General features: G+C 52.2%; 16 protein-coding genes and 1 pseudogene. 4 read left to right on the plus strand and 13 right to left on the minus strand.

Annotation, left to right across the window (positions count from 1 at the left end; all coding sequences use genetic code 11):
• Position 1: 1 nt before the first annotated feature.
• Positions 2-688: a citrate response regulator transcription factor CitB gene (gene citB, locus OLG56_RS18275; protein WP_000377415.1), complete on the plus strand. Its 687-nt coding sequence runs from the start codon at positions 2-4 to the stop codon at positions 686-688.
• A 21-nt stretch (positions 689-709) separates the two neighbouring features.
• On the opposite strand, the gene rihC is transcribed toward citB, so the two are convergent.
• The 8 genes from rihC to OLG56_RS18315 form a co-directional block, all read right to left on the minus strand.
• Positions 710-1,630: a ribonucleoside hydrolase RihC gene (rihC, locus tag OLG56_RS18280; RefSeq protein ID WP_000741408.1), complete on the minus strand. Its 921-nt coding sequence runs from the start codon at positions 1,628-1,630 to the stop codon at positions 710-712.
• A gap of 15 nt (positions 1,631-1,645) precedes the next feature.
• Positions 1,646-2,848, minus strand: coding sequence for an XAC2610-related protein (locus OLG56_RS18285; RefSeq protein ID WP_079900355.1), 1,203 nt, complete (start codon positions 2,846-2,848; stop codon positions 1,646-1,648).
• 199 nt (positions 2,849-3,047) lie between these two features.
• Positions 3,048-3,998: a 4-hydroxy-3-methylbut-2-enyl diphosphate reductase gene (ispH, locus tag OLG56_RS18290; protein WP_001166423.1), complete on the minus strand. Its 951-nt coding sequence runs from the start codon at positions 3,996-3,998 to the stop codon at positions 3,048-3,050.
• 2 nt (positions 3,999-4,000) lie between these two features.
• On the minus strand, positions 4,001-4,450 hold the full coding sequence (gene fkpB / locus OLG56_RS18295) for an FKBP-type peptidyl-prolyl cis-trans isomerase (RefSeq protein WP_000047269.1): 450 nt from the start codon (positions 4,448-4,450) through the stop codon (positions 4,001-4,003).
• Positions 4,451-4,604: 154 nt separating this feature from the next.
• Positions 4,605-5,105 (minus strand): signal peptidase II, encoded by a 501-nt coding sequence (gene lspA, locus OLG56_RS18300; RefSeq protein WP_000042736.1) that lies wholly within the window; start codon positions 5,103-5,105, stop codon positions 4,605-4,607.
• Complete coding sequence (gene ileS / locus OLG56_RS18305; RefSeq protein WP_001674865.1) at positions 5,105-7,939, minus strand: isoleucine--tRNA ligase; 2,835 nt, start codon at positions 7,937-7,939, stop codon at positions 5,105-5,107. Before ileS ends, lspA begins: the two co-directional genes overlap by 1 nt.
• Positions 7,940-7,983: 44 nt before the next feature.
• Positions 7,984-8,922, minus strand: a complete 939-nt coding sequence (ribF, locus tag OLG56_RS18310) for a bifunctional riboflavin kinase/FAD synthetase (protein WP_000767311.1) — start codon at positions 8,920-8,922, stop codon at positions 7,984-7,986.
• 7 nt (positions 8,923-8,929) lie between these two features.
• Positions 8,930-9,145 carry a DUF2575 family protein gene (locus tag OLG56_RS18315; protein ID WP_079982283.1) on the minus strand — a complete coding sequence of 72 codons (216 nt, stop codon included), beginning with the start codon at positions 9,143-9,145 and terminating at the stop codon, positions 8,930-8,932.
• A 105-nt stretch (positions 9,146-9,250) separates the two neighbouring features.
• On the opposite strand from OLG56_RS18315, the gene rpsT reads away from it, so the two are divergent.
• From rpsT to OLG56_RS18330, 3 genes are all read left to right on the plus strand, one after another.
• Positions 9,251-9,514, plus strand: a complete 264-nt coding sequence (gene rpsT, locus OLG56_RS18320; protein WP_001518655.1) for a 30S ribosomal protein S20 — start codon at positions 9,251-9,253, stop codon at positions 9,512-9,514.
• Positions 9,515-9,974: 460 nt separating this feature from the next.
• Entirely contained in the window at positions 9,975-11,348 is a 1,374-nt protein-coding gene (locus OLG56_RS18325; protein WP_023197710.1) for an MFS transporter, read from the plus strand.
• Between the two features lie 39 nt (positions 11,349-11,387).
• Positions 11,388-13,427: a glycoside hydrolase family 31 protein gene (locus tag OLG56_RS18330; RefSeq protein ID WP_023207913.1), complete on the plus strand. Its 2,040-nt coding sequence runs from the start codon at positions 11,388-11,390 to the stop codon at positions 13,425-13,427.
• A 54-nt stretch (positions 13,428-13,481) separates the two neighbouring features.
• Here the strand turns inward: OLG56_RS18330 and nhaR are convergent, their stop codons facing one another.
• The 5 genes and pseudogenes from nhaR to OLG56_RS18350 form a co-directional block, all read right to left on the minus strand.
• Entirely contained in the window at positions 13,482-14,381 is a 900-nt protein-coding gene (gene nhaR / locus OLG56_RS18335) for a transcriptional activator NhaR (RefSeq protein WP_000062872.1), read from the minus strand.
• Positions 14,382-14,442: 61 nt separating this feature from the next.
• Positions 14,443-15,609 (minus strand): Na+/H+ antiporter NhaA, encoded by a 1,167-nt coding sequence (gene nhaA / locus OLG56_RS18340; protein WP_000681340.1) that lies wholly within the window; start codon positions 15,607-15,609, stop codon positions 14,443-14,445.
• 162 nt (positions 15,610-15,771) lie between these two features.
• Positions 15,772-15,999: pseudogene (locus tag OLG56_RS22385) on the minus strand (aryl-sulfate sulfotransferase); the annotation flags it as partial.
• Positions 15,921-16,178, minus strand: coding sequence for a hypothetical protein (locus OLG56_RS22390; RefSeq protein ID WP_000528977.1), 258 nt, complete (start codon positions 16,176-16,178; stop codon positions 15,921-15,923). The pseudogene OLG56_RS22385 and the gene OLG56_RS22390, both read right to left, overlap by 79 nt.
• Before the next feature lie 118 nt (positions 16,179-16,296).
• Complete coding sequence (locus OLG56_RS18350; RefSeq protein ID WP_115396340.1) at positions 16,297-17,550, minus strand: IS1/IS1595 family N-terminal zinc-binding domain-containing protein; 1,254 nt, start codon at positions 17,548-17,550, stop codon at positions 16,297-16,299.
• Between the last annotated feature and the right edge of the window lie 11 nt (positions 17,551-17,561).

Below are 17,561 nucleotides of genomic sequence, written 5' to 3' on the forward strand. Positions count from 1 at the left end.
CATGGATAGCATTACGACACTCATCGTTGAAGACGAACCGATGCTAGCGGAAATCCTGGTGGACACCATCAAGCTTTTTCCCCAGTTTTCAATCGTCGGCATCGCAGACAAACTGGAAAGTGCAAAGAAGCAAATACGCCTCTATCAACCACAGTTAATTCTATTGGATAATTTTTTACCCGATGGCAAAGGGATCGATTTAATTCGTCATACCATCAGCACCAACTACACGGGGCGAATTATTTTCATTACCGCCGACAATCATATGGATACCATCAGCGATGCCTTACGCATGGGCGTATTCGATTATCTGATTAAGCCGGTACATTATCAGCGCCTGCAGCATACCCTGGAGCGGTTCACCCGTTACCGCAGTTCGTTACGTTCCAGTGAGCAGGCAAACCAGACGCACGTTGATGCCTTATTTAATATCCAGGCCAAAGAACAAACCGCAGAACCGAATAGCGGACTGCGGGGAATTGATGAAAACACCTTCAACCGGGTACGACAAATATTCGCCGACCCGCAGGCAGTACATACAGCAGACACTCTGGCGCAAATTCTGGGCAGCAGTAAAACCACTGCCCGACGCTATCTGGAACAAGGCGTGAAAAATAACTTTCTCGAAGCGGAGATCAGCTACGGGAAAGTGGGCAGGCCGGAGAGACTCTATCGCGGCAAAGTATGAGATTATGGCGCCAACATGTAATTACGGCGCACAGGCAAACACCTCAGCCACCCACTGACGAAAACCGTCCACATCCAGCGCCAGCGCCACCTGCGCGTTGGCGGGCTGCCCCAGACGCCCTTCAATATCCACCACCGTGGTACCTGCGGTATATTGCCCCTGCGTTTCTACGGCCACAAAACAGGATTGCAGGGTAAAAAGCTCCGGACGCACCAGCCAGGCGATAGCGCAGAGATCGTGCATCCGCAGACCGCTTTGCATACTGCCGCTGCGGTAATGGCTGAACAATGCATGCAGCATGCCGCCGGTTTTATTAAGCGCAGGAAGCGTAGCCAGATACTCCGGCGTCAACACGGCCTGATTGGTGACGTCCAGCCCACACATCACAATCTCAATGCCGCTACGAAATACGTGGGCGGCGGCTTCCGGATCGACAGCAATGTTAAATTCAGCATTAGGCGTAAAATTGCCGCGCCCTGCGGAACCGCCCATAATCACCAGCCGGTGAATGTTGAAGCGGCACTCCGGATAGTGCATCAGTAGCAACGCAATATTGGTCAATGGCCCTATCGCCACCAATGTCATGGGCTCCGGGGCGTTCATCAGCACATCCCGGATAGCGATAAACGCTGGCTTCGCCAACGGTTGGCGCTGATGGTCGACAAAATCATAGCCTTCCATGCCGGATTCGCCGTGGACGTATGCCGCATCGCGTAACGGACGCAGCAGCGGCGTCGCGGCCCCCTGGGCAAGTGGCACATCGGCGTCCCAGAAATGCAGGAGCTGTAAGCCGTTACGGGTGGTTTTTTCGACCGAAACGTTGCCGGCAACGGTGGTCATCAGTTGCAGATCCAGCTCGGGGGCAAACAGCGCAGCGGCAATCGCGGCGGCGTCATCAATGCCTGGATCGGTATCAAGAATAATGTGTAGGGATGCTGCCATTAACGCTCTCCTGACCTATTGTTTTATATCTTCGTACTCAGCGCGACTGATACAGGTATCAGGCACATCGTCATCCGTCACCAGACGCGGACTTAGCTTATTACCTTCGACAAACGGAACTAATGGGCAAAAACGCCCTGGCGATGCTTTGTTTTCCTGCCACTGAATCTCAAGCGATTCGGGCTCAGCGCCGGGTTTTTCTGCCTGAATCACGGTACGAACATTACCGGTTAGCCAAAAAGGTTGACACGTCTCATCAAGGCTAAAAGGCGGCGTCAAATGACCATTTTTACGTACTAGCGGATAAATAATACGCCCATCAGCGTAGGAAGGTATCATGTAGCAGTTATACATTTTGTCTTTACTGATCACAGGCTGAAAATAGCTTTCACCGCGATCGATCAGTTCAATCGTTTTTCCTTTCCAGCGATACACATTGACGCCATGACTGCAGCAACCACCGCGCCAATAGCTGACAATCTGTTTATGTTCAGCATCGATCTCTGGTGAAGTGATTTCCTGATAAGACGCTGGCGCATCAACATAACGCTGTTTGGCGGGGTCATAGAGCCATGTTTGTTCTGGAGCATTCGGCCCTGCAAGTAGCTCTGTTACAATCGACAGATCCGGGTAGCCATCAAAATTGACATCCCCCCATTGAGGCATAAACGGGCTACAAGTGCCCACCGAGGCGGTATCTAAGGTCTGTATGAGTTTACCATCACGGTATAATTTTATCGCCGAAATGGCCGGCGTATTGCCGCAATCAATCTCTTTGGAAGGGTCGTAACCCCCTGCATCATTCGTGTTCGTGACCAGCACAATATCAGGGGAGTTTTTAGGTTTGAGGTAGATAAGGGCAACAGGAAAATGTCGTTTTTTATCTGCGGACGTCCATTCGCCTTTAATCTCACTGCTGGAGATTTCCGCATTCCAGTAACCTGAAAGCGCCTTTACGCGTTCTTCAAGATGCACCTCTTTATCCTGGAGTGAGCCGCGTAGAGCAATCGCTGCCTTGTGCTGATTGCAGGGTTCATAGCAGTAATACCCATAAAGCGTGTTACCAAATCGCGTGATATTAACGTTTACCGGTTTCCCCGCGATAGTTCCGGTATAGTTTCGCTCCCAGGCGGGTAGCTCCAGCACCGTGGCGCTTGTCGAGCCCATCCAAAATCCGATGGCGAGTAACGTTGCCAATCCATATTTTATTTTGCCCATTTCCCTTATCCCTGTAGGCATTACAACCCAAAAACCAGCAACGATTGTGCTGGTTTTTCAGATGAATAGCAAAAAGGTGGGGCATTAGCAACGGATGACGACTACGCCTTATTCTTCCTGTCGCACATTGAATATCAAAAGAAATTCTTAAGATCTGGTCAACGTAACGTCATCAGGCAGATTTCTGAATTATGAAATCTTATTCGACCTCACGAACATCCACACGCAGCTCTTTCGGCACTTCGAAAACAATATTTTCTTCGCGCCCCTCAAGCGTGACAGCTTCGCCGCCGCCAAACTCGCGCAGACGCGCAATAACATTCTGCACCAGAATATCCGGCGCGGAAGCGCCAGCGGTGACGCCAACGCAGGCGGCGTCTTTCACCCACGCCTCCTGGATATCCGTCGCATCGTCGATAAGAAACGCGGTTCTTCCCATCCGTTGGGCCAGTTCCGCCAGCCGGTTAGAGTTAGAAGAGTTTTTCGAGCCAACCACCAGCACCACGTCAGCCTGCTCCGCCAGCGCCCGCACCGCTTCCTGACGATTAGTAGTGGCATAGCAAATATCGTCTTTGCGCGGGCCGACGATTTTCGGAAAGCGTTTACGCAGCGCATCAATCACATCGGACGTATCGTCCACGGAAAGCGTGGTTTGCGTCATGAAGGAGAGCTTGCCTTCATTTTTGACATTCAGCGTCCAGACGTCCTCTGGCGACTCAACCAGGTACATCCCCCCTTCCGGGTTGCTGTACTGGCCCATGGTGCCTTCCACTTCCGGGTGCCCGGCGTGGCCGATGAGAATAGACTCTTCACCGCGACGGCTGGCGCGCGCCACTTCCATATGGACTTTCGTCACCAGCGGGCAGGTGGCGTCAAAAACGGTAAGATCGCGGCTTTTCGCCTCGTTACGCACCGCCTGGGAAACCCCATGAGCGGAGAAGATCAGAATGGCGCCATCCGGCACTTCGCTAATTTGTTCTATAAAGATCGCCCCGCGCTTGCGCAGGCTGTCCACTACATAGCGGTTATGCACGACTTCGTGCCGAACGTAAATTGGCGCGCCGTAAATGGCGAGCGCATTTTCAACAATGCTGATAGCGCGGTCTACCCCGGCGCAAAAACCGCGTGGGTTGGCCAACAGGATCTGCATGTTTATGCCTCCAGCGCCGGATCGATTTCCAGCACTTCAATATCAAAGTGAACGGTATGCCCGGCCAGCGGATGGTTAAAATCAACGGTAATCGAGTCGCCGTTGATTTCGCGAATCACGCCAGGCATTTCGCTGCCATCCATTGCGGTAAAAAGCATAATCGCCCCGACTTCCGGTTCGCCCGCCGCCATAAACTCACGGCGCGAGAAATACTGGATCAAGTCCGGACTGGGGACGCCAAACGCGGCGTCAGGCTCCAGCGAAAACGCTTTCTTTTCCCCTTCTTTCAACCCCAGAAGCTGCTGCTCCAGACCTTCGGAAAGCGAGGTATCGCCAAGACGGAACAGGGCTGGCTTGCCGTTATTGCGGGTAGATTCCGCCGTTGAGCCATCATCCAGTTTCAGGGTGAAGTGAACGAGGATCGCGCTGTTGCTCTGTACGGATTTAGACATGCAAATTGCTCACGTGTTTTGCCCGGAGGCACAAAGAACGATAAAACCGTAGGCCGGATAAGGCGTTTTCACCGCCATCCGGCACCACGTTTGCCTGATGGCGCTGCGCTTATCAGGCCTACAAAACCGGATAAGCGCCACCCGGTATTTACGCTTATGCCTGTTCTTTCGCTGTCGGCTTCGGCAAAAAGCCTTCCAGTACAATCAGCGCCGCGCCGATACAGATCGCGCTATCGGCAAGGTTGAACGTCGCGAAATGCCAGTCGCCGACGTAAAAATCGATCATATCGACAACGAAGCCGTGCCACAGACGATCGAACAAATTCCCCAGCGCGCCGCCGATGATTAACGCATAAGCGATGTTATTCAGCTTCTGCGTCGCTTTCGAGCGATACATCATCACCAAAAGAATTACGCAGATCCCTATCGCAATCCCGGCAAAGAACCAGCGCTGCCAGCCGCCGCTATCCGCCAGGAAGCTAAAAGCCGCGCCGTAGTTACGCGCATAATGCAGATTAAGCGACGGGAACAGCCCTACCGTATCCCCCAGAGCGAAATTCTGGAGGATCAGGTATTTGCTGCCCAAATCGATAATCAGCACGACTACTACCAGCCATAACCAGCGTAGTCCTGTTGAACAGAGTGGTTTACTCATCAGGCAAATTTACGTTGTTCGCCATTACCGGCGATGTTGCTGACACAGCGTCCGCAGATATCTGCATGTTCCGCCACCTTGCCGACATCAGTAGTGTAGTGCCAGCAGCGCGGACACTTATCACCCTCGGCACGCGTTACCACTGCCTGAACTGTCGTATTACCAGCATTGTACTGAATATTTTCATCATCAATACCCCCCGCTTGTTCAGAAATCACGAACTGGGAAGTAATGAAGATAAATCTGACCTCTTCACCCAACAGTTTCAGCTTCTTAATCGTACCGTTAGCATCGTCAGCATATTTCAGCGTCACTTTTGCTTCCAGGTTCGATTTGATGCCATTGGCTTTCTGATTTTCCAGCTCTTTGTTGACCTGGTCCTTGATATAGCGGACATCGTCCCAGAATGCGTCATTAAATTCTTCATTCTCTTCCAGGCCAAACAACCCGTCGTACCATTCGCCGGTGAAGACATATTTTTCACGCTCGCCCGGCAGGTAGCCCCAGATTTCATCAGCCGTGAAGGACATGATCGGCGCCATCCAGCGAACCAGAGCTTCTGCGATATGATACAGCGCAGTCTGGCAGCTACGACGCGCGACGCTATCGGCCTTCGCGGTGTACTGGCGGTCTTTGATGATGTCGAGGTAGAACGAGCCCATTTCAACGGAGCAGAAGCGCATCAGGCGCTGTACCACTTCATGGAAGTCGTAAGCTTCGTATGCCTTCAGAATCTCTTGCTGCGCCGTTTTCGCGCAGCCCACCGCCCACCTGTCCAGCACCACCATCTCTTCCGGTTTGACCATATCGGTGGCCGGATTGAAGCCATTGAGGTTCGCCAGCAGGAAGCGCGCGGTATTACGGATACGACGATAGCTGTCGGCGGCGCGTTTGAGGATCTCGTCAGAGACCGCCATTTCGCCGGTATAGTCAGTAGACGCCACCCACAGACGCAGGATATCCGCGCCCAGTTTATTCATCACATCCTGCGGCGACACGGTGTTACCGATGGACTTGGACATTTTGCGCCCCTGACCATCGACGGTGAAGCCGTGAGTCAGTACCTGGCGGTATGGCGCTTTGCCTTTCATCGCCACGCTAATCATCAGGGAGGACATAAACCAGCCGCGATGCTGGTCAGACCCTTCCAGATACATATCGGCAGCGTGACCGGCGAATTCCGGACGTGCGTCAACCACGGAGTAACTGGTGGAACCGGAATCAAACCAAACGTCCAACGTATCCGGAACTTTCTCGTATTGATCAGCATCTTCGCCGAGGATCTCTTTCGGATCGAGATCCCACCACGCCTGGATACCGTCAACTTCGACGCGTTTCGCCACCTCTTCCATCGCCGCCAGAGTACGCTCAATCGGCAGTAGCTCCTGCGTTTCTTTATGCACGAACAGCGACATCGGTACGCCCCAGGTACGCTGACGTGAGATACACCAGTCAGGACGGTTAGCGACCATTGATTCAATACGCGCCTGACCCCAGTCCGGGATCCACTGAACGCCTTTGATCTCTTTCAGCGACTGTTGACGAAGCCCTTCTTTATCCATGCTGACGAACCACTGCGGGGTCGCGCGGAAAATGATCGGCGTTTTGTGACGCCAACAGCACGGATAGCTGTGCTGCATTTTTTCGACATGCAGTAGCGCGCCTTTTTCTTTCAGCAGTTCAATAACGATATCGTTCGCCTTGAAGACGTTAACACCGTCAAGCGTTGGATATGTGCCTGGCAGGTAAGCGCCGTCCGGGCCAACCGGGTTAGCGGTTTCCAGGCCATACTTTTGACCGATCACGTAGTCATCCGGGCCGTGACCAGGGGCGGTATGTACCGCGCCGGTACCTGCGTCCAGGGTGACGTGATCGCCGAGGATCGCCGGCACGTCAAAGCCCATAAACGGATGGGTAAAGCGCAGCAGTTCCAGCTCCGCGCCTTTAACTGTGCCGAGAATGGTGTATTCAGCCGCGCCAATACGCTGCATGACGCTTTCAACCAGATCTTTCGCCAGAATCACCGCCTGGCCGTCAATCTGCACCAGCGCATAATCAAAGTCCGGCGCCAGGGAGATGGCGCGGTTAGCCGGTAGTGTCCACGGCGTGGTGGTCCAGATAACCAGCGACACAGGGCCGCTCACGCCCGGCAGACCAAACTTCGCTTTCACCGCATCCTGATCGACGGCGCGGAACGCCACGTCGATAGACGGTGACGTTTTGTCGTAATATTCAACTTCCGCTTCCGCCAGCGCGGAACGGCAGTCAACGCACCAGTGCACCGGCTTAGCGCCTTTGTGCAGATGACCGTTTTTGATAATTCTGCCCAGCGCGCGGATGATGTTAGCTTCGGTTTTGAAGTCCATGGTCAGGTACGGATGCGACCAGTCGCCCAACACGCCCAGACGAATGAAGTCTTTACGCTGGCCGTCAACCTGCGTAGCGGCATATTCGCGGCACTTGGCGCGGAATTCAGCGGCAGTGAATTTCTCGCCCGGCTTACCGAACTCCTGCTCGACTTTCAGCTCGATAGGCAGACCGTGACAGTCCCAGCCCGGCACGTAAGGCGAGTCAAATCCCGACAGTCCTTTGGACTTCACGATAATGTCTTTCAGAATCTTGTTAACTGAGTGACCAATATGAATGCTGCCATTCGCATATGGAGGGCCATCATGCAGAATGAAGGTTTTTTTGCCTTTTTTGGCCGCACGAATGATGCCGTACAGATCATCATCGGTCCAACGCGCCAGCATTCCCGGTTCACGCTTGGCGAGGTCGCCGCGCATCGGGAACCCTGTTTCCGGCAAATTCAGGGTCGATTTATAGTCACTCATCAGATTCTCGGTTCCGTATTTCGGTTTGATAAACACCGTCAGGGTTACACCTGCCCGGCTAGCCCAAAAAACTTGCGGGCCGTTAACTCATCGCGTGCGATTTGCGCTTTTAGCTCATCAAGCGACGCAAATCGCTGCTCATTACGTATCTTTTTACGCAGTATTACATCTATATGGCGACCGTAGAGGTCCATTACAACATCCAGCAGATGCACTTCCAGTTGTTGACGCACGCCAGCCACCGTTGGACGAGTGCCAATGTTCGCTACGCCGGGTAACGGCTTATCGCCAAGCCCGGTGACTTCCACCGCATAGACCCCTTTTACCGGGGAGACCTGACGGCGCAGCGGTAAGTTCGCCGTCGGGAAGCCAATGGTACGTCCCAGCTCGTCGCCATGAACGACACGCCCGGAAATAGTAAAGGGATGTCCCAGCAGGCTTTCGGCAAGCGCCAGGTTATCTTCCGCCAGCGCCTGTCTCACTGCGGTACTACTGATACGCACGCCGCCTTCACAAAAGGTTTGGGTGCTGGAAACCGCAAAACCATACTCCGCCCCCGCCTTCTGTAATAACAAGAAATCGCCCGCGCGGCTAGCACCAAAGCGGAAATCATCGCCGACGGCAAGAAATTGCACGCCAAGTCGCTCCACCAGCAGTTCGCTGATAAACGTTTGCGCCGTCAAAGCGGCAAAGCGGCGATCGAATTTCACGCACAGCACATAGTCCACGCCGCACTGCGCAAGGTAATGCAGTTTTTCACGCAGGCGCGTCAGGCGAGCGGGCGCTTTATCCGTCGCGAACAGCTCCAGCGGCTGCGGTTCGAAAATCATGACCACCACCGGCAGACCGCGTCTGCGTCCTTCTTCCTGCAAACCCTGCAGTAGAGCGCGATGCCCTCGATGTACGCCGTCGAAATTACCAATGGTCAGCACACACCCATGCGGGGCCTGACTGAGATTATGTATGCCGCGTATCAGCTTCATGTCTGACTCAAAACAGTGAAAATCGCAAGAGTATACCTTGTACAGCGGTCAAGGTTAACCGACTATTGCCCTGAGGAAACATAAAGAAGATGCTTTTCATCGCCATGCGGCAAACTCCGCCCCAAAACCCGTCGCTTAATGCAATTTTTCTCATGGAAAGGCTGTATTCACAGCACGCAAGCTGGTAGAATCCTGCGCCATCACTACGCAACGAGTGCTGCAATTTAAACGGCGCTTATTTGCACAAATCCATTGACAAAAGAAGGCTAAAAGGGCATATTCCTCGGCCTTTGAATTGTCCATATAGAACACATTTGGGAGTTGGACCTTGGCTAATATCAAATCAGCTAAGAAGCGCGCCGTTCAGTCTGAAAAGGCTCGTAAGCACAACGCAAGCCGTCGCTCTATGATGCGTACTTTCATCAAGAAAGTATACGCAGCTATCGAAGCTGGCGACAAAGCTGCTGCACTGAAAGCATTTAACGAAATGCAACCGATCGTGGACCGTCAGGCTGCTAAAGGTCTGATCCACAAAAACAAAGCTGCACGTCATAAAGCTAACCTGACTGCACAGATCAACAAACTGGCTTAATCGCCTGCTTGTTATCAGCTTTGTAGAAAAACCCGCGTAAAGCGGGTTTTTTTATGCCTGTTATCTGGCGTTTTTCTCGTCAACCGCTGGCACCGATCTCACTCGTTCACGCTCTTACTAACCAGCCTCTTTTTTCAGCTACTCCTCCCTTAGCCACGTCACGTAATACTTGAAAGTTATTTTCTTTCACTGTTTTCCTTTTTTTATTTCATTATTAAAAAAACTGTGACCACCTTAGCAAATAGAAACATCGCTCATTCAAAAACTAATAAACGCAATCCTGATGTAAGATTTGATAATTGATTGATGCCGTCGGGTTAACTACTTTTCATGTACACCTTACTTACTCATTTTAATCTGAGGTTAAATTCAAAAACGACATAAAAATAATATTCAAAACTTGCTTAGAAAGTAGAGGTTGTTTTTCTGGGCGTATCGTACCAATATCGGAGTTATCATTATGAGTTCTGTCATTGAGGATACCCAGCCTTCCGGGTCAGCATCATTGTCTTTACTACAGCGTATTAGCTATGGCTCTTTGGATGTGGCGGGTAATCTGCTGTACTGCTTCGGTTCAACGTACATTTTATATTTCTACACAGACGTTGCGGGCATTAGCCTTGCCGTAGCAGGCGTTATCCTGCTGCTGGCGCGTATTATCGATGGCATAGACGCCCCCATATGGGGGATCATCATCGATAAAACGCGTTCACGCTACGGTAAATGTCGTCCCTGGTTTTTATGGTTACCGCTGCCTTTTGCGGTATTCAGCGCGCTATCATTTTGGTCTCCTGATATCAGTATGACAGGAAAAGCCATCTATGCAGCAATATCTTATATGATTGCCAGCATTCTATTTACCGGACTTAATACACCACTCAGTGCAATATTACCCCTGATGACCTTATCTCCCAAGGAAAGACTGGTTTTAAATTCCTGGCGAATGACCGGTGGGCAAATTGGGGTTTTATTAATGAACGCGACCGCCTTGCCGTTAGTCGCTTTTTTAGGTAACGGTGATGATCACGCTGGTTTTATTTATACGGCAATTACATTTGCCATTATATCCTGCGCGCTAACGCTCTTTGCGTTTAAAAACATTCGTGAAATGGATACGGATAAAATACAGCATGAACCTAAGTTGCCGATGAAAAAAAGTTTCGCGGCGATGAAAGGTAACTGGCCGTGGATCCTGATGGTGCTGGCTAATCTGATCTTCTGGATTGCCCTACAGCAGCGCAACACGACCATTGTCTATTATCTGACCTACAACCTCGACCGTAAAGATCTGGTACCGCTGATTAACAGCCTGGCGACGATTCAGATCCTGTTTATCATCGCTATCCCCTTCTTTAGCAAATACCTGGCTAAAACCTGGATATGGGTAGGCGGTCTGCTGGTCGCCACGTTTGGCGGCGTCATGATGTGGCTGGCAGCGGACAACATTACTTTCCTCATCGCCGCCTGGATACTCGGCAATATCGGCAGCGGTATCGCCTGCTCAATGCCGTTTGCCATGCTGGGGTTCGCCGTCGATTTCGGTGCCTGGAAGACCGGTATTAAGGCTACCGGCATTCTTATCGCCTTCGGCAGCACCTTCTGCATCAAGATGGGTAGTGGCCTCGGCACCGCTTTCGCCGCCTGGATCATGAACAGTTTTGGCTATGTCCCCAACCATGTCCAGAGTGCTGCGGGTCTGGAGGGAATTATCTGGGCCTTTATCTGGGCACCCGCCCTACTCTTCGCGCTCGCAGCGATCCCACTACTTTTCTTTCGCAAATACGAAGCGATGGAAGAGAAGATTCGCCACGATCTGGAAACCATCAACTCATAACGTTCTTTACCTTCACCCTCGAATATGGGAGGCACCACCATGCCATTTATGCAACAAGACCCGCGTCGTCTGGTCTGGCAGCAAAACGATCGCTATTTATGGATTGAACCCTGGGGCGAGAACAGCCTGCGCGTACGCAGCGGCCGTCATCTGCCGGTAATGAGAAATGAAGACTGGGCATTGACTGAGCCAGTCGCAGAAAGTCAGTGCCACATTGATTATGAGCACCACCAGGCAACGCTGACCAACGGCAAAATTATCGCTATCGTCAATCAAAAAGGACAAGTTACCTTTTACCGCCATCCACACAAACCCCTGTTGCAGGAGTTCTGGCGCCTGCGGGGCGAAATTGGCGAGGATGAATCATCTCACGGCCAGTACGTCAGCGCACTCAACCTTGAGGGACGCGAGTTCCGCCCTATTCAGGGTGGGAAATATTCACTGAAAGCCCGCTTCGAAGCCACCGAAGGGGAAAAAATTTATGGTATGGGGCAGTATCAACAGGCCAACCTGGATCTCAAAGGATGCGTGCTTGAGCTGGCGCAACGTAACTCCCAGGCCTCAGTACCGTTTATGCTCTCCAGTCTGGGCTACGGATTTTTATGGAACAATCCGGCAGTCGGACGCGTAACCTTTGCCCAAAACGTTACCGAATGGGAAGCGCAGGTCAGCGAACAGTTAGACTACTGGATCACGGCTGGCGATACCCCGGCAGAAATTAGCCGGGCTTACGCGCTGGCTACCGGCACGCCGCCGATGATGCCGGACTACGCCATGGGCTTCTGGCAGTGCAAACTCCGTTATCGTACGCAGGAAGAGCTGCTGGAGGTCGCCCGCGAATATAAGCGCCGCAATCTGCCTATCTCAGTGATCGTTATCGACTTCTTTCACTGGCCGAATCAGGGTGACTGGATGTTCGATGCGCGCGACTGGCCCGATCCTGATGCCATGATTGCCGAGCTGAAATCGCTGGGAATTGAGCTGATGGTCTCCGTCTGGCCGACGGTAGATAACCGTACCGAAAGCTATCGGGAGATGCGTGAAAACGGCTGGCTGGTACAAACGGAACGTGGCTTGCCGATCAATATGGATTTCCTCGGCAACACCACTTTCTTTGATGCGACTCATCCGGGCGCGCGCGACTACGTCTGGGGCAAAGCCAAACGCAACTATTACGATAAAGGCGTGAAGCTATTCTGGTTAGATGAAGCCGAACCTGAGTTCAGCGTTTACGACTACGACAACTATCGCTACCATGCCGGGCCGGTACTGGAAGTGGGCAATATCTACCCACGTATGTACGCTAAAACCTTTTTTGACGGCATGAAAGCTGATGGCGAAGACCAGGTTATCAACCTGCTACGCTGCGCCTGGGCCGGCAGTCAGAAGTACGGCGCGCTGGTCTGGTCAGGGGATATTCACTCCTCGTTTAGATCGCTGCGCAACCAGTTTGCCGCCGGACTCAATATGGGAATCGCGGGGATACCGTGGTGGACGACGGATATCGGCGGTTTTCATGGCGGTAATATTCACGACCCGAAATTCCATGAATTGCTAATTCGCTGGTTCCAGTGGGGCGTCTTTAGTCCGGTGATGCGTCTGCACGGCAACCGCGATCCGCAAATTTTACCCGCGCAACCGTACCGGGATGGTATCGCCCAGTGCCCTACAGGTGCGCCGAACGAGGTCTGGAGCTACGGTGAGGAAGTATGCGACGTACTGACAGGTTGCCTGGCGTTGCGAGAAAAACTCAAGCCCTATATCAAAGCGCTGATGGAGGAAACCCATAAGCACAATTCGCCAGTGATGCGCCCCCTGTTCTTTGAATTCCCCGAACAGGAAACAAGTTGGGCAATCACCGACCAGTATTGTTTTGGTCCTGACCTGCTGATCGCCCCCGTCATGCATGAAGGTATGCGCGAACGTGATATCTGGCTACCGGAAGGGGAAACATGGACGGATCTTGCGACCGGTGAAAGCTATTCAGGAGGGCAAACGCTGCAGTACGCTACGCCACTGAACAGAATTCCGGTGTTTATCCGCGAAGGTGGGCAGTACCGCAGCCTACTGAATTTGTAGAATGACTCCGGCTGCGGGCTAGTACCGCAGCCGGAAGTATTACGGTAGGTATGTCTACTGAAGCTTAAACAATGCCGAGTAGTCCGCATTGCAAATACGCTGCACCGCCGGATGCTGGATCATTCTCTCGGCAAAAATCGCATGATATTCTTCCATGACATTCTCCACGCGTCCAATCTCTATTACCGACTCATCGGCATAAAAATCCAGCGAATAAAGGCTCGGCGCCACAAAAATCGCATCGTGTGTCGCGCCAAACGCCTTCATTAAGGCCGCGTCATCAAATTCGCCGAGGATCTCAACCTGCAACCCCTGCGAATTAAACCAGTTCAACAACTTACGCCCCAGCATTGAGCGCCGTCCCGGCACCAGCAACCGTCTCTCTTCCAGGCAGGCAGGGAACGCTTTTTCAGGAAGCGGATTCGTACACCAGAAACTGACGCTACATTCGCCGATTTTGACTGAGAATAGCCCCTCCTGCTGCGTCGAATCTATCGGGCAGTCGGAGATAATCATATCCAGCTTGTGCTGGCTGAGCTGTTCGAGCAACATTTCGTGCGTCGACTCAAAGCAACGCAGATGTATGGGTTCGTCCACCACCACCGCCGCATCCAGAACGCTGCTGACCAGACGCTTGGATAAAGCATCGGCGACGCCGACATCAAACAACAGGTTTGATTCTTTGCGGTAATTGACGATATCCAGCATCTCCTGGCTTAGCGTAAACATTTTGTCCGCATAGCGAAAAACCAGCTCGCCCAGTTCGCTGGGTTCAAGACCGCGTCCCTTACGTTTAAATAGCTTCCCCTGTAAACGCTCTTCCAGGGCTTTAATTTGACCAGTAATGGTTTGCGGCGTCAGAAAAAGCGCCTCTGCGGCACCCACGACAGAACCTTCTTTATAGACATGCCAGAAGTAATAAAGATGGTTGTAGTTAATATGAGACATGCTCATTCCTCTCCCTGTTCAATGTCGCAAGGGAGCGATACATCGCTCCCCCTTTCCTTCGTACTGGTTATGCCGGCGCGTTCAAACGCGCGCGCAACCAGCTATACCCCACCACTGCGGAGAGCAATGAACCAATCAAAATGCCCAATTTCGCCCAGTTAATAAGTTCCGGATCGACATTGCCAAATGCCAGGCTGGCGATAAAGATGGACATCGTAAAGCCAATGCCACACAAAATGCCGACCGCCATGATTTGCTGATAAGTGGTCCCCTGCGGCAGATGCGCCAGCTTGAAACGCAGCGCCAGCCAGCAAAACAGGCTAATCCCCAGCGGCTTACCAATCAGCAGACCGGCAATAATTCCCAGCGGCAGCATGGAGGTCAGACCGTCAATCGTGACGCCCTGAAGAGAAACGCCGGCATTCGCAAAAGCGAAGAGCGGCAGGATCAGGTACGCAACCCACGGGTGCAGAACATGCTCCAGACGCTTCGCCGGCGAGCGACCGTGTTTTTCTTTCAGCGGAATAAAGAAGCCGACAATGACGCCTGCCAGCGTCGCGTGAACGCCGGACTTCAGTACCGCCGTCCACAGCACTGCCCCGACCAGAATATATACCCCAGTCCGTCTGACGCCGCACAGGTTCAGCAGCGCCAGCACGGCAATCGCGAACGCCGCCACGCCCAGCGAGACGATAGAAAGATCGCTGGTATAAAACAGTGCGATAATAACGATGGCGCCGAGATCATCGATGATTGCCAGCGCCATCAGGAATATTTTCAGCGCCAGCGGAACCCGGCTGCCCAACAGCGCCAACACGCCCAGCGCAAAGGCGATATCCGTCGCGGCAGGAATAGCCCAGCCCTCGCGAGTGACCGGATCGGAGTAGTTAAAGGCCAGATAGAGCAATGCCGGTACAATCATCCCGCCGATGGCGGCAATCACCGGAAAAGCGGCCTGGCGCAGACTGGCTAACGAGCCTTGCATCAGTTCACGCTTAACTTCCAGACCAATCAACAGGAAAAACACGGCCATCAGCGCATCGTTGATCCACAGCAGCATGTTTTTGTTGATTTCAAGCGCCCCAACCCGTAGCTGAACCGGCGTCTCCAGAAAATCATGATACCATCCACTGGTCGCGCCCATATTGGCCATCAGCATAGCCAGCGCAGCGGCGATGATGAGAATGATGCCCCCAGAGGCATCGCTGCTAAAAAATCGGTGCAGATGTTTCACTTTTTATTCTCTCAATCAGGTGAATTCTTCGAATCTACTATCTTACCTCGCCTGACTCATCGTTAAAATTAGATTATATATGATGAATAGCTCGTTTTTTACGAAATGAAGTCCGACTTACGCCGGACTTTTTTAGTGCGGTCAGTCATTGATGATAGACCGCTACGCGTACAGATCCATTTTATACACCCGGAAACTGGTAATATCGTAGCGATAGCCTTCCCCGTTCGTTTCCGCGTTTTTGTAGTAACCTGACGTCATGGTCGCTTCAAAAAGCACGGTTTTCTCCGTAGGCGCAATCTCCTGTAAAATTAGCAGCCCCATCGCCTCGCTGCCCGCCTGCGGATCGATAATATCGCTCTCGCCAGGCTGGCAAGAGATGGCGCGGCCATAAACGGATTAAGAATAATCAACGCATTTTGTACTGTATTACTTTCTGTAATCTGGCTGAGGCTGTGCTCATAAATCGCCGTATGGTTGAGCACCATCGCATTTTGCTTATCAATCCTCTGATTGACGGCAAGACACGGGCCAAGAAGCGTATTCTTTTGATGTTTGAACGGCCCCATGATCTCTCCAGTATATCGTTGTCGTTCCTTGCTGGAACAACGAAATAGATACGCTGGAGAGGGTTGGGCTGATAATCAAAAGCCATCGATTCAGCTCTATCACACGGCATGCGATGCGTTATCCGACCTTACGGGATTGATTATATTCATACTTCAGATAATCCAGCGTTGCCGTCACATTTGCCGGTGACAGACGATTAAGCTGCGCCAAAAAAGGATGCGCATACAGATAATTAATGAACGCCGTCGCGCCTTGTAACGTAGCATAACGTTGCTGGGTAATTTTTTTATTACCGGTGAGATTACACACCGCCATAGCATAATCGCGGGTAGAAAAAGTACGCCAGACATTGTTACGGATACCGCCGCTTAAAAACAGGCGTGGCGGAATATCTTTTTGCAGCGGCGTCGTACCGCGTTCTTTGACAAATGAAATATGGCAACGGCCCTGATGGACATGCGGCATGTTCGCCATCATGCATCCCCCCAGAATAAAGCATTCATGATCGAGGTAATGCTGAACGTTTAAGGAGCGTTCGTCCGTCAGCATCCGCACCAGTTCAAAATGGCGGTAGGCAGGCAACACCGGCTTTACGATCATTCCGGAGTCATTCTTATATAACGAGGCCGGACCGTAATCGATATCAAATAAAGTTTCGCGGCGCGCTGTAATCGCTTCCTTACGTTGCACCATATGCGCCAGTGTTCCCGGAGGTAGCCGTTCTTCATAATACGACTGATACTGCCAGGCTTTATCCAGCGGCTGTGCTGAATAATTTGACGAAATCGCCACCACCCTTCCGCTTTGTTCTTCTGCCGTCACCAGAACATACAGGCTGCTGTCTCCACCGTTATAGTTCACCCGGAAAGCGCGGGTGCTGAGTGCGATATCGAAGGCCGGAAACTGCTGGCATCGCTCCGCAAGGTTTGCATTACGGGATAGTTTAAACAGCGCCCGGTTAAGGCCTGTGCTGTCTAATTTCAGCTGTGAGCGGATCCCGGCAAGCGATGTTCCTTCCTTAATTAGGGTTGCCAGCTCGTCCTGTCGGCAATCGCTTTTTGCCTTTTCGGGGACGATGAACGTTTTCCGACACTGACTACACGCCATGCGGTGTTCTCCCTGAGTCGAGAAGCCGTATTTCTTTAATGAGGTGCTGCCGCAGGCAGGACACTGTTTGACCAGGCCTTTCCATCCCCGGTTTACCGTGTGGCGAAAAAGATTTAACGCCCCAGCGGAAATAACAGGAAACAGGAAACCACATTCCCGACAAAGAACATCTTTTCCCTGGCGGACATAATCCGGACTGTTCAACACGCCCAGATTTTTACATCCCGGCGTTTTACAGCAGTCCACATTAATATTGGCAAACATGCGTTCCTCCT

Source organism: Salmonella sp. 2018103 (assembly GCF_026247685.1).
In the GTDB taxonomy this organism is placed as follows: Bacteria; Pseudomonadota; Gammaproteobacteria; order Enterobacterales; family Enterobacteriaceae; genus Salmonella; species Salmonella enterica.

Excerpts from the sequence above, each read along its gene's own strand:
- citB (WP_000377415.1), top strand. The coding sequence starts at position 2 with ATGGATAGCATTACGACACTCATCGTTGAAGACGAACCGATGCTAGCG.
- rihC (WP_000741408.1), bottom strand. The coding sequence starts at position 1,630 with ATGGCAGCATCCCTACACATTATTCTTGATACCGATCCAGGCATTGAT.
- OLG56_RS18285 (WP_079900355.1), bottom strand. The coding sequence starts at position 2,848 with ATGGGCAAAATAAAATATGGATTGGCAACGTTACTCGCCATCGGATTT.
- ispH (WP_001166423.1), bottom strand. The coding sequence starts at position 3,998 with ATGCAGATCCTGTTGGCCAACCCACGCGGTTTTTGCGCCGGGGTAGAC.
- fkpB (WP_000047269.1), bottom strand. The coding sequence starts at position 4,450 with ATGTCTAAATCCGTACAGAGCAACAGCGCGATCCTCGTTCACTTCACC.
- lspA (WP_000042736.1), bottom strand. The coding sequence starts at position 5,105 with ATGAGTAAACCACTCTGTTCAACAGGACTACGCTGGTTATGGCTGGTA.
- ileS (WP_001674865.1), bottom strand. The coding sequence starts at position 7,939 with ATGAGTGACTATAAATCGACCCTGAATTTGCCGGAAACAGGGTTCCCG.
- ribF (WP_000767311.1), bottom strand. The coding sequence starts at position 8,922 with ATGAAGCTGATACGCGGCATACATAATCTCAGTCAGGCCCCGCATGGG.
- OLG56_RS18325 (WP_023197710.1), top strand. The coding sequence starts at position 9,975 with ATGAGTTCTGTCATTGAGGATACCCAGCCTTCCGGGTCAGCATCATTG.
- OLG56_RS18330 (WP_023207913.1), top strand. The coding sequence starts at position 11,388 with ATGCCATTTATGCAACAAGACCCGCGTCGTCTGGTCTGGCAGCAAAAC.
- nhaR (WP_000062872.1), bottom strand. The coding sequence starts at position 14,381 with ATGAGCATGTCTCATATTAACTACAACCATCTTTATTACTTCTGGCAT.
- OLG56_RS22390 (WP_000528977.1), bottom strand. The coding sequence starts at position 16,178 with ATGGGGCCGTTCAAACATCAAAAGAATACGCTTCTTGGCCCGTGTCTT.
- OLG56_RS18350 (WP_115396340.1), bottom strand. The coding sequence starts at position 17,550 with ATGTTTGCCAATATTAATGTGGACTGCTGTAAAACGCCGGGATGTAAA.